The sequence below is a fragment of the Sphingomonas sp. NPDC079357 genome, from assembly GCF_044901155.1.
Classification (GTDB): Bacteria; Pseudomonadota; Alphaproteobacteria; order Sphingomonadales; family Sphingomonadaceae; genus Sphingomonas.
On sequence record NZ_JBJDOM010000007.1, the window covers coordinates 1 to 11,886 of the forward strand.

At 65.7% G+C, this 11,886-nt stretch carries 10 protein-coding genes; 6 read left to right on the forward strand and 4 right to left on the reverse strand.

The features are described 5' to 3' along the window. The first annotated feature begins 403 nt into the window (after positions 1–403). The 6 genes from ACI2JO_RS16660 to ACI2JO_RS16685 all read left to right on the forward strand — a co-directional run bounded on the left by ACI2JO_RS16660 (position 404) and on the right by ACI2JO_RS16685 (position 6,687). A complete protein-coding gene (locus ACI2JO_RS16660; RefSeq protein WP_404721732.1) occupies positions 404–2,401 on the forward strand; it encodes a TonB-dependent receptor in 1,998 nt (665 codons plus the stop codon). A 15-nt stretch (positions 2,402–2,416) separates the two neighbouring features. Then, positions 2,417–3,112 carry a class I SAM-dependent methyltransferase gene (locus tag ACI2JO_RS16665; RefSeq protein WP_404721733.1) on the forward strand — a complete coding sequence of 232 codons (696 nt, stop codon included), beginning with the start codon at positions 2,417–2,419 and terminating at the stop codon, positions 3,110–3,112. Positions 3,113–3,850: 738 nt separating this feature from the next. After that, entirely contained in the window at positions 3,851–4,240 is a 390-nt protein-coding gene (locus ACI2JO_RS16670) for a hypothetical protein (RefSeq protein WP_404721734.1), read from the forward strand. Between the two features lie 341 nt (positions 4,241–4,581). Beyond that, positions 4,582–5,043 (forward strand): hypothetical protein, encoded by a 462-nt coding sequence (locus tag ACI2JO_RS16675; protein WP_404721735.1) that lies wholly within the window; start codon positions 4,582–4,584, stop codon positions 5,041–5,043. 464 nt (positions 5,044–5,507) lie between these two features. Continuing rightward, the gene (locus ACI2JO_RS16680; RefSeq protein WP_404721736.1) at positions 5,508–6,389 is read left to right on the forward strand and encodes a ZIP family metal transporter; all 882 of its coding nucleotides are present in this window, start codon (positions 5,508–5,510) and stop codon (positions 6,387–6,389) included. A 73-nt stretch (positions 6,390–6,462) separates the two neighbouring features. Continuing rightward, positions 6,463–6,687, forward strand: a complete 225-nt coding sequence (locus ACI2JO_RS16685; RefSeq protein ID WP_404721848.1) for a DUF3253 domain-containing protein — start codon at positions 6,463–6,465, stop codon at positions 6,685–6,687. A 191-nt stretch (positions 6,688–6,878) separates the two neighbouring features. On the opposite strand, the gene ACI2JO_RS16690 is transcribed toward ACI2JO_RS16685, so the two are convergent. The 4 genes from ACI2JO_RS16690 to ACI2JO_RS16705 are packed head-to-tail and all read right to left on the reverse strand — an operon-like array spanning position 6,879 to position 11,872. Continuing rightward, complete coding sequence (locus ACI2JO_RS16690; RefSeq protein WP_404721737.1) at positions 6,879–7,748, reverse strand: NAD(P)-dependent oxidoreductase; 870 nt, start codon at positions 7,746–7,748, stop codon at positions 6,879–6,881. After that, a complete protein-coding gene (locus tag ACI2JO_RS16695; protein WP_404721738.1) occupies positions 7,745–8,923 on the reverse strand; it encodes an L-rhamnonate dehydratase in 1,179 nt (392 codons plus the stop codon). The genes ACI2JO_RS16690 and ACI2JO_RS16695 overlap by 4 nt, the downstream gene beginning before the upstream one ends. After that, entirely contained in the window at positions 8,920–10,188 is a 1,269-nt protein-coding gene (locus tag ACI2JO_RS16700; RefSeq protein WP_404721739.1) for an MFS transporter, read from the reverse strand. Before ACI2JO_RS16700 ends, ACI2JO_RS16695 begins: the two co-directional genes overlap by 4 nt. Then, positions 10,178–11,872: a beta-xylosidase gene (locus tag ACI2JO_RS16705; RefSeq protein ID WP_404721740.1), complete on the reverse strand. Its 1,695-nt coding sequence runs from the start codon at positions 11,870–11,872 to the stop codon at positions 10,178–10,180. The genes ACI2JO_RS16700 and ACI2JO_RS16705 overlap by 11 nt, the downstream gene beginning before the upstream one ends. Positions 11,873–11,886 lie beyond the last annotated feature (14 nt).

Sequence of the window (11,886 nt, forward strand, 5' to 3'; positions counted from 1 at the left end):
CTCGCTGCCGAGGATGGCCATGACACCGGCGACCCGCTGGCACTGTGTGCCTTTTCTATCTAGCGGAGCGGTGTCATTTCTACTTAGCGCTTACACAGGAAGAGACTGAAAAGGTGAGCTATGTTAAAGCGCAAAGGACTTCCACTTCGGAATTCCTGAAATCCAGTGGCAGCCTATCCGGTGTGCCCGGCGATGGCATACCTCTGAACCCCAGAGGTAGATACTCAGATGCTGTTGCGTTGCAGCAGGATCGCTCTATGATACGTTGCAACATATCGCAACCCTAGCGGCGCCGGTTCGTGCGCGGCATTCCGGAGCAGCAATGTCTTACATGCCTCTTCGTTCACGACTGCGTACGTCCGCAGTTGCCCTCACGTTTGCGCTTGGTTTCGCGCCCTTTGCCGTGGCCGCACAGGAAGCACCCGAGAAAGATGATGAAGACGAGATCGTCGTGCTGGGCACCCGCGACACCGTCGATCGAACGCTGTCGTCGGATCGCGTCACCGAGCGCATGTCACAATCAAGCCGATCGATCGAACGCGACATTCTGAATGCCGCGGGAGCGTACCGGCTAAGCGACGCCCTCGAACTCGTCAGCGGCTTTAGCCAACAGAATAATCGTGGCGGTGTTATCGACAATTTTGCCGTTCGTGGATTTCTCGGCACCCCGGACGGAGGCGCGGAATATTATTTAAATGGCTTCCTCGCCAACCGCGGCATGGCACCGCCGCGCGATCCTGCGACGACCGAACGGGTCGAGGTTCTCAAAGGGCCGGCCGGGGCACTGTTCGGAGATGTTGATCCCGGCGGCAGGGTCAACATCGTGACCAAAGTGCCACGCTTTACGCCGCATGCAAACGCGATGGTCAGTTATGGCTCGTTCCACACGCGCCGTGTTGAACTCGACGCGACCGGCCCGTTGAGCCGGACACTGGCCGCCCGGATCGTGGTCGCAGGTGAGGACAGTAATGGATGGCGCGACACCGTCACCCTGCGCCGGCGCGTTGTATCGCCCTCTCTGACCTGGCAGCCGAGCGATGCGCTACGTCTCACCTACACCGGTGAGTTCAGCCAGTATGACACGCCGTTCGACCGCGGCATTCCGGCGATCGACGGCGATGCCAACGCATTGCCGCGCTCGAATTATTACGGAGAACCATCGAACGGCATCACCAGATCACGACAGGACCAGCACCAGGTGACCGGTCTGGCGGAACTCGGCGGAAGCTGGACGCTGAACAGCGGAGTGGTCTGGCGGACGGGAACGCTGAAAGGCCTGTCTGCCGACCAGTCGCGCATCGTCGGGAACGCCTTGTGGCGACAGCGCCGGTCGCGCGACTTTAGTGTCGATGACCTGTCAGCGCGCTTAGAGCTCGCCGGACAGATCGGGCGGCACCGGGTCAGCGCAGGCGTGAAGGGCTATCGTTTCTTCTATGGCGAGCGCTGGTTGCGCATCAACCCCTCGGCTGCCAATCCTTACGCGATCGACCTGTACAATCCCGTCGATGGATCTTCGGTCGCAGCTCCGTTGCGCCCCTTCACCAACAACGACGAGAGCCGCTGGGCGGGCACCTTCTACGTGCAGGACATGTGGGACGTCACCGACCGGCTGACACTGGTTGGAGGCGCACGGATCGATCCGTACCGGCAGAAGATTGTCAACAACAATACCGGCGGTGTCGGTCGCAACATTGACGAGCCGGTCAACTTCCGCGTTGCTGCACGCTACCGCGTCACGGACGCGATGGCGGTGCATGCAAATTGGGGTGAGAACTTCTCGCTGAACACCGGCACCGATCGCAATGGGGAGGGCTTCGGCCCGGAAAAAGGTCGCGGCTACGAGGTGGGTGTCGCGGCCAAGCTGCCCGGTATCGACCTGGCGGCGACGTGGTTTGACATCCGCAAGCAGGACATCCTGACGACCGATCCGGTTGATGCGAACTTCCTTGCGCCCGTTGGAAGCATCGTCAGCCGTGGGATCGAGTTCGACGCTTCGGCTCGGCTCGGCAATCGCTGGCAGATCGTTGCGAATTATGCGTGGCTCGATGCAAAGGCGGATGACACCGCGTTTCCGACACCGGATGTGCTGAACGTGCCGGAGCACTCGGGCACATTGCTGGTGGTCAATCGCATCTCTACTACCCGTGGCGACTGGCAGTTGAGCGCGGGCGTAGCCTATGTCGGTGATCGGGCGGGATCGCTCACGGCCAATCCGGTAGTGCTGCCCGCATATGTGAAGGTAAAGGCGGCGATCGAAGCGCCGCTGGTCGAGGGGGTGCGCTTCCGTCTCGAGGCCGACAATTTGCTCGATCAACGATATGCCGCCAGCTCGTACAGCGCCTTGTGGATATATCCTGGCGCACCCCGGACGGTCCGGGCGTCACTTCGTCTCGAAATCTGAAAGCGGATAAAGTTGATGCCAGACAGCAACCGTATCTTCCTCGACATGTTCTCCGACCCGGAACGCCTCGCCCACTATGCTGACGGGCCTCGGCGCTTCACCCCCGGCCTGGACGCGGTTCACCGCATGACGGCAATCCTGCTAGCCGAACATGCGCCCGCTGACGCGCATGTGCTGGTGCTGGGCGCAGGGGGTGGCCTTGAACTCGCGGCGTTGGCGCAACCGCAAGATGGCTGGCGCTTCACCGGTGTCGATCCCGCCGGCCCGATGCTGGATCTGGCACGCCGGGCATTGGGCAAGGATGCCGGTCGCACCGATCTGGTCGAAGGCTATATCGGCGACGCGCCCATTGGCCCGTTCGACGCCGCCACCTGTCTCCTTACGCTCCATTTCCTAGACCGCGACGAACGTGTGCGGACGCTGCGCGAGATGCATCGACGGATGGCGTCGGGCGCACCGCTGGTGGTCGTCCATTCGAGCTTTCCGCAGGACGAACCCGCCCGCACCCGCTGGCTGAAACGCTATGCGGCCTATGCGGTCGCCTCGGGTGCCGATCCAGCCCAGACCGAACAAGCGCGCCAAGCGGTCGCTGCAAGCCTCGCCCTGCTGACGCCGCAGGATGACGCGACGTGTCTGCGGGACGCCGGCTTCAGTGAGGTCGAGCTATTCTATGCCGCCTTCACTTGGCGCGGTTGGGTGGCGCGCGCCTGAACGGGCGCACGCTGGACCGCCGTGCAATAGCACTGCGTAGCGATTGGACACTGCCTTCCTGTCGACCACCTGCCACCACGCGTCGAGATACTCGGCACGGCGGTTGCGGTGCTTTGACGATATCCCCGATTAGGAAGGGTGGTCGGGACGGCTGACGGTCGCAAGGCGTGCTGGATAGTAGGGGATAGCCGCTTTCCCAAAATATGTTCCCGATTGCCCATTCCCGAAATGGCAGGTTGGAGTCGGAGAAATGGGACGATCCGGCTCGTGAGAGGAACCCGCCTTTGGCATCCGCCCGAAGCGATAATGTGAGCAGGCAGATCCTATTGCGAGCAGCGCCGACGGTGCCATGCGGAAGTGGCAGAGAGCGTGAGCAGGAAATCGTGCTGTTGGCGAGCAGACGCCGCTACGATTGCGAGCGCCTACAATTACGCCTGACGAGGCACTGCCCGCGATTGAGGCGCCGCTGCGCGACACCTGGCCTGCTGACTTTCGACCGCTGCTCGCCTTTTGACGATCTACAACGCCAGCCACGTCTCCTCCGCCGACGATCACCCTGTCGAAGCAGCAGCGCGACGATATCTTATCCGCTTTCATGATCGATACCGCCTAACCTACCCAGGCATGTCGCGCCGCCAGCATCGCTAGCCAAATTCGCGAATGACCATCAATTATAGCTCGCGAGGGTAGATCGCTCGCTGCGGGTTTCATGAAAACTGCCACGCTACGACGTTGACGATGATGGAGGACAGCGCCGTGCAGCCAATCGAACGCGACAACCGTCCGCAGTCTCTTGAAGACGTCGAGCGGAGCCTGCGGCGGATCACCGATCGCCTCACCTGGAAGCGGATCCTCCTGTTCGCCGCCTTGTTCATCTGGCTCTTCAACGCCTATGCCGCGCTGCCCTACGTCGACGGGCGATTGTACATCGCCGTTTGGATCGTCGCCTGCATAGGCTGCTGGACTGCATCGGGCTGGCCGCTCTTACAGCGGCACCAACCAGATGATCGACAGCCCCACCTCAGCGGCGAACACCATCAACCCGGGCTCGCCGAAATGCTGAGCGTAACCGGGCCGCGGCTCCGGCGCCGAGTTGACGAACCGAGCCGGCGGCAGAGCAGGCGGTGATGGATGTGATACGCGCGCTGCCTATAACCCGTATCGCGGTGGGGCCGCAGCGGGAGCTACCCGCGTAATTCGGATCGCCGACGGCATTGTGAGCGAAATCGTGACGAACGACCTGCAGCCGGCATGAGCACCATCGGTCGTCGCGGTGGCCTGGCGCGCACTGAGGATATTGGTCGATGCCGGATAGGCCGGTTGGTTGATGCTGACCGCGGCGGTGCTGGCGACGAAGCTGGGCCACGACAGGATGATGGGAACGGCACTGCTTCGCAAGTTGCACGTCGTGCTGAAATGTCCGGCGATAATGTTGCAGCCTCCGACAAACCCGGAGCGGTTCAGTCCGCATGGTGCGCTCGGGCCATGCGCCCTTCTTCTTCCAGCCGGCTTACTTCCTTATCATGAACCCAGTCGGGGTCCTGACATTCGCCGGATTGTCGACCTGGGCGATCGTGCTCCGGCGACGAACCGATTGGCACAAGCGACTGCATCTATGCGGAATGGCCATGATCATGGGGCCAGCACTCGGACGACTGCTTCCGGCGCCCCTCCTGATTCCCTATACAGGCCCAAGCATCTTCGCTGCGATGCTCGTTTTCCCATTTGCCGGCGTCCTCATCGACTGGCGGCGTGATCAAACGGTTCATCGAGCGTGGTTCTGGGGCATCGCGGTGATGGTCGCGGCTCAACTTGTCATTGAAATTGGCGCTCGAACTTCGGTCGGCAATGCCCTTTATGCCGTTGTCGTGTCGGGATCGCCGGGCTCTCACATTTCGCCACAAGCCTATCCGCCGTTCCCCGCAGGATAATTGTACTACCCCGGCCTTGAATGCCTCCGCGTCCGGATGTCCCGCATGCCACCCTCCTTATTCAGGCGTGGACACGCGTGAGGCGCAGCTTCTCGCGCCGCGATGGCTCAACGCGACGCCGGGCGTGGTAACGGAGCCGTCATGGCCTGCAGCGCGTGCGGACCTGTTGAGCCATGCCTGCATTGCCGCCAATGAGAGTCGTATCAGCGGCAGCGTCACAGCGATCGTCAGCGATGAGGCTGTCCACCCTGTTCGGGAGCGCGCGCGCAGCCTCGGCCTGGCTGTAAATCGCGGACCTCGTGGCGGTAGCCTGCCGTTCGATGAGCTCCCGCTCCGCTTGCTGACGCTGAGCTGCCATGCGGCCCGCCTCTTGCTCGCTGTAAGTGGGCGCGCGACCCAAATTGCAGAGGTAATCCGCCGGGGTGCACTGGGCCGCGAGCGCGACTTGGATAAGCAAAGCGATCATGGCGGTCCTGCGATCATGGAGCGTGGCGCGCGTGAGGGAAAGATCGGAAGCATCGCGCCTTTTTACTAGGGGATGCGCCATCTTCCCATCCACGTTACCTGAGCCGCAAGGGAGACGCGCGATGTCAGGAGTTTGGGAGGCCGGGTTCTGGGGGCTCGTCGGTGGATCCGCGTTGATACTCGGCGCTGCTATTGCCTGGTTCGCCACCCTGCCGCAGCGTCTGATCGCTTCCATCATGGCGATCGGCGCGGGCGTTCTGATCTCGGCGGTCGCCTTCGACCTGATGGATGAGGCTTTCCATCAAGGCGGGTTCGACTCCACCGCAACGGGGTTCCTCGGCGGCGCGGTCATTTACACTGCGGCGAACATCATCGTGTCCAGACGCGGCGCGAAGCATCGCAAGCGCTCCGGATCAAACCCACAGGAGAGCCAACCCGACGCAAGGAGCGACTCCGGTGCGGGAATCGCGATCGGCGCGTTGCTCGACGGTATACCAGAGTCGGTCGTGATCGGCGTCAGTTTGCTGAGCGGCGCTGGCGTGAGCGCGGTGACGGTTGCCGCGGTTTTCTTGTCGAACGTCCCGGAGGGGCTGTCGAGTGCCGCAGGTATGAAGGCGGCCGGGCGCTCGCCGGCCTATGTCTTCGGCGTATGGGGCGGGATAGCTGTCGCGTCCGCCATCGCCGCCATGGTCGGAAATGTCGCTTTGGCGGGCAGTAGCCCGGATCTGATCGCAGGCGTCACGGCGGTTGCGGCGGGTGCCATCCTTGCGATGTTGGTCGACACCATGATCCCGGAGGCGACCGAGGCGACACACGACTATTCGGGGCTGATTGCCGTCATCGGTTTCCTCATCGCGTTCGTGCTGACGAAGAGCGACTGAGACAATGCGCGGCGGGGGAACGACGGGGCATGAGCAAAAGCGGATGAGCGACCCAAGAACCGTGACGCTGCCCATGCTTGCGTCTCGAGCACCCGATGCAACGATTTGCCCAAGTGAAATCGCGCGAGCAATTGCACCGGACTGGCGCGAAGCGATGCCTCAGGTCCACGCTGCGATCGACGGGCTGTTGCAAGCAGGGCTAGTGCGATTGAGCTGGAAGGGGGAGTTGCTCGCAAGGCGATCGGGACCTTACAGGATCGGGCGGCCCGGGACGGCAAGAGACGCGGCGAGAACATAGAGGCCGCCAGTCGTGCGCCCGGTTTGGCTCTTTACCAGTCCCATCACGAAGGGCCCAAGATAACCGCCGAGGTTGCCGATCGAATTGATTATCGCGATCCCCGTCCGACAGCCAGCGCGCCTCGGCTGCGATCGCCGGGCCGGCGAGCACCAGCGCCGCCAGCCACGCGCCCCGTCGCAGCGCGGCGCGGATCATGCGCGGCGCACGCCCTCGACCACCGCCGCCATGTCGTCGCCGGCATGATCATCGGCCGCCGCTTCAAAGCGCGCGCGCGCCACCGCGGCACTTGGCAGGTCGAGCCCCTGCGCGGCGAACGCCGCCTCGGCATAGCCGAGGTCCTTCGCCATCAGCGGCAGGAAGAAGCGCGGGTCATAGTCACGCTCGAGCATCCGCGGCGCGATCAGCTTCGCGATTGGGCTGCCCGGCGCGCCCGCGATCAGTAGCGGCACGATCCGCGCGGCGTCCATCCCGCTGCGCTCGACCATCACCACCGCCTCGGCGAGGCTGGCGACCTGGACGCCGCACAGGAAGTTGTTGATCAGCTTGAACACCGCTCCGCTGCCGGACGCGCCGAGGTGAACGATCTCGCTGCCCATCGCCTCCAGCGCGGCGCGCGCCTGCTCCAGCGCGTCGGCGTCGCCGCCGACCAGGAAGCGCAGGCTGCCCTCCTCGGCCTGCTGCCGGCTGCCGCTGACCGGTGCGTCGAGCAACCGGATGCCCGCTGCGGCGGCTTCGGCACCGAGCGTGCGGACCCATTCGATGGTCAATGTGCTCGACTCCACCGCCACCGCGCCGGGCGTCATTGCGGCCAGCGCGCCGTCCGCGCCGAGCCACGCGCTGCGCGAGGCCGGATCGTCGGCGAGCATCGCGACCACGATCCCCGCGCCCGCAGCCGCCGCGGCGGGCGTGTCGGCGACGCGCGCGCCGGCCGCAGCGAGCGGCGCCGCCTTCGCCGGCGAGCGGTTCCAGACCGCCACGTCGAACCCCGCTGCCACCAGCCGGCGCGCCATGCCCGCGCCCATCGTTCCCAGCCCCAGAAACGCGATCTTCCCGTTCGTCATGCCGTCACCTCGAAATTGGCCAGCGCCGCTTCGTCGATCTCCAGCCCGAGACCCGGCACGTCGTCGCTGAGCGAGACATAGCCGTCCTCGGCGACCGGTTCGCCCTTGAAGACATACCAGAACAGCTCGTTGCCGACCTCGACGTCAACCTTGGGAAAATATTCCGCGATCGGCGAATTCAGGCTGGCCATCACGACATGGTAATTGTGCATCTGCCCGGCGTGCGGGACGACCGGGATCGAATGCGCCTCCGCCAGCGCCTGGATCTTGCGCGCCGCGGTCAGCCCGCCGACACGGTTGGTGTCGAACTGGATATAGTCGAGCGCCCGCGCCTCGATCAGCTGCCGGAAGCCGTAGCTGGTGAACTCATGCTCGCCCGCCGCGATCGGCGTCGTGCCGAAGCGGCGCAGCTCGTGATAGCCGTGGATGTCGTCGGGGATGATCGCCTCTTCCAGCCAGCGCAGGTTGTAAGGCTCGATCAGCCGCATCATCCGCTTCGCATAGTCGAGGCTCCAGCCCATATAGGCGTCGGCCATGACGTCGATCTCGTCGCCGACCGCGTCGCGCACGGTGCGCAGCAGCGCGACGTTGCGTGCCATGCCGGCCGCGCCATCGTCGGGGCCCCAGCCGAAGCGCAGCTTCATCGCCCTGAACCCCTGCGCCTTGTAGCGTGTCGCCTCCGCGGCCAGCTCGTCGAGTGGGACCGAATAGAGCCGGCTGGCATAGACCGGGATGCGCGGACGGGTACGCCCGCCCATTAGGCGGAAGCACGGCTGGCGCGCATCCTTGCCCATCAGGTCCCACAAGGCGATGTCGATCGCGGAGATCGCCGCCATCACCACGCCCTTGCGCCCGAACGCCATCGTCTTGCGGTACATGTGCTGCCACAGGAATTCGGTGTCCCACGGATCGTGGCCGAGGATCAGCGGCGCCAGCGCGCCGTCGATCAGCGCCTTGGCGGCCATCGGGGCGAGCGCCGCATTGCCGATCCCGACCAGTCCTTTGTCGGTGAACACCTCGACGATCAGCCAGCCGTGGAACGTAAAGCTGCCCATCGTCTCGCGCGACAGCATCGGCGAAACGGCATCCATCGGGTTGGTGCAGAAATGCGGCGGCAGCGCCTGCGTCTGCCCCTTCCATTGCACGACGCGGGTACGGACTTCGGTGATCTTCACGACAGGACTCCCCTGGAACCGGAACTGAAATCGAGCCGCGCGATGCGCGGGACGGCGAGGCAGATGAGCGCAAAGGCGAGCAGGTGAAGCGAGGCGGCGGTGGCGAGCACCGGGGCGTAGCCAAGCCCGTGATCGAGCGCCCAGCCCGCCGCCTGCCCCATGACGATCCCGCCGAACGCGCCGCCCATCCCGACCAGCCCGGCGAGCCGGCCGAGCGCCGCGCGCGGGATCAGGTCGGTGGGCAGCGTCATCACCAGCGTCGACCAGCCCTGCTGGCCGAAGAAGGCGAGGCTGAACAGCGCGATCACCCAGCCGATCGATGGCGCGTGCGGCACGAACATCACCCACGGCATACAGGCCGCGCAGGCGCCGAGCGCGATCTTGCGCGCGGCGTTCACCGACGCGCCACGCGCCAGCAGCCGGCTCGACAGCCCGCCGGCCGCGACGCTGCCGACCCCGGCCGCGGCATAGGGGATCCAGCCGATCGTCGCGGCCTGTTTGAGGTCGAAGGCGTGCGCCTCGAACAGATATTTGGGCAGCCAGAACAGGTAGAAATACCACGCGCCGTCGCTCAGGAACTTGGCACCGACGACCCCCAGCACCGCGCGCCGCGCCAGCAGCGCACGCACGCCGGGCCCGGCGGACGCGCCCACCGCCATCGCCTGTGCCGTCGGCGGATCACGGTAGACCACCGCCCACCACAGCGCCCAAGCCAGCCCGAGGGCGCCGGTGACGAAGAACACCCAGCGCCAGCTCGCCAGCCCCAGCCAGTCGGCATGCGTGAGCAGCAGCGCGATCAGCGGCGGCGCGAGCACCGCCCCGACCGAGGTGCCGGCGTTGATGATGCCCAGCGCAGTCGCCCGCCGCTCGGGCGCGAAGCGCTCCGCCACGGCGCGCGTCGCGGCCGGGAAGCCTCCGCCCTCCCCCATCCCCAGCAACAGTCGGCTGACGATCAGCGCCGCGACCCCGCCGGCCACGCCGTGGCTGGCGCAGGCCAGCGACCAGAACGCCATGATCGCGACGAAGCCGCGCCGCGTCCCGACGCGGTCGAGCAGCCAGCCACCGCCCAGATACATCAGCCCGTAGGTGGCCAGAAACGCCGAATCGAGCAGCGCCTTGGTCTGGTTGCCGATCGGGATGTCGCGCTGGATGCTGGCGATCGCCCACGGCAGCGTCTGGCGGTCGAGATAGCTGATCGCGATCGCGACCGCGACGACGAAGGCGATCCCCCAGCCGCCGCGCGCCGCCGGCGCGCTACTGGCCATCGATCACGACCAGCGCCACCCCCTGCCGCGGCACCTCCAGCGTGGCGGTGGTGGCACCGCCCGCCGCGCCGGTCAGCGCCAGCGGCTGCGGCTGCATCACCGACGCCTGTTCGAGCTGGACATATTGCGCATCGTCGGGCGCGATCGGCGACCCCATCTTCTTCCACGCGGTGAAGGCGTTGGCATGGTCGCCGTCGACGCGCCACACCGTCGCGCGCGCGCCTGCCCCGCGCTTCACGCCGCGCAGCGCCAGCGTCACCGCGGCGTCCGCGCCCGGCACGTCGTCGTCATGATAATGCCAGACCAGCACCGCCACCTTGCCATCGGCGGTGCGCGTCGCGATCGTGCCGACATCCGCCGCGGCGCGCACGCCGTCGCGCATCACGGTGTCGAGCGGCAGCTGCGCGTCGCTGGTCGCCGCGAGCCGGTCGGCGCCGAGCTGCGCGAACATCCGGAAGACGTTGAGCACCGGGAGGTCGACGCCGTTCGACGACAGCTGGCGATAGCCGGCGAACCACGGCTGGTCCTCGAACTCAAATGCCCAGGTCAGCGCGCCGTCGAGGTTGACCTTGCGCCGCGCCGCCAGCTCCCACATCCGCGCGAAGCTGGCGGCGGTATAGCTCGAATACATCGTGCCGTTGCGATAGGCGTTCGCCGGCCCCGGGCAGGCGGCGCAGCCCTCCGGATCGCTCTCGCCGATCACCACCGGCTTGCCGGCCAGCGCCGGGTTCGAAAGCGTCTTGGTGAAGCCGTCATTGGCCTCCTTCAGCTGTTGCGCGATCCCCATCCGCACATGGCCGTCGACGAAGGTCGGGCGGCCCTTGGCGTGGAAGGCGAGAAAGTCGGTCGGCGTCCCGATCTGCCCGGTGGCATAGTTACGCCCGGCGGTGACGTGCTGGAGAAAGCCGTCCATGAATGCCCCGCCCGCCCCGGCGGCATCGGGGCCGCCGACCCGGGCGGTTGGCAGCGCGCGGCGGATGCCGTCGACTGCATAATCGTGCATCTTGTAGAATTCGTCGTGGCTGGCTTTCCAGTACCAGCCGTTCGCCTCGTTCCAGATCTCGAAATACCAGCGCTCGACCTCGGCGCGGCCGTAGCGCTCGACATTGTGCTTGGCCCACTGGAAGATCAGCTCGCGCCACTTGTCATAATCCTTGGGCGGATACGCCCAGCCGGACATGATCCGTTTATAGTCGAACCCCGGCCGCCAGTCGTGGCGATAGGGCGTGCCGGCGGGCGCGGACGACAGCGCCTCGGGCATGAAGCCGATCTGCAGATACGGGTGGATCCCCGCGGCGCGGTAGGTGTCGATGATCCGGTCGACGTTGGTCCAGTTGTAGATCGGCTTGCCGTCCGGGGTCTCGTTGTAGATGTCGGTGCTGCCCCATTTGAACGCGGCGGTGCCGTCGCCGGTGTTGAGAAGGTTGTGCGCGCGGAAATAGATGTCGCCGCGCTTCAGCTTGCCGAGTTCGGTGATCAGCTTTTTGCCGTCCTTCATCGTCGCATAATTGGGCTCGTCGGCGCCGAAGAAGCGCCAGATCGGCGGCAGCTTGCCGATGGTCTGCGTGGTGTCGACCGTGATCCGCACCGGGCGCGCGGCGGCGGGCGACTGCGCGTGGACCGGCGCGGCCAGCAATGTGCCCGCGAACAGCAACGGGGCGAGCAGATGGCGATAGGGGCGCATCGGGGATCCTCTCT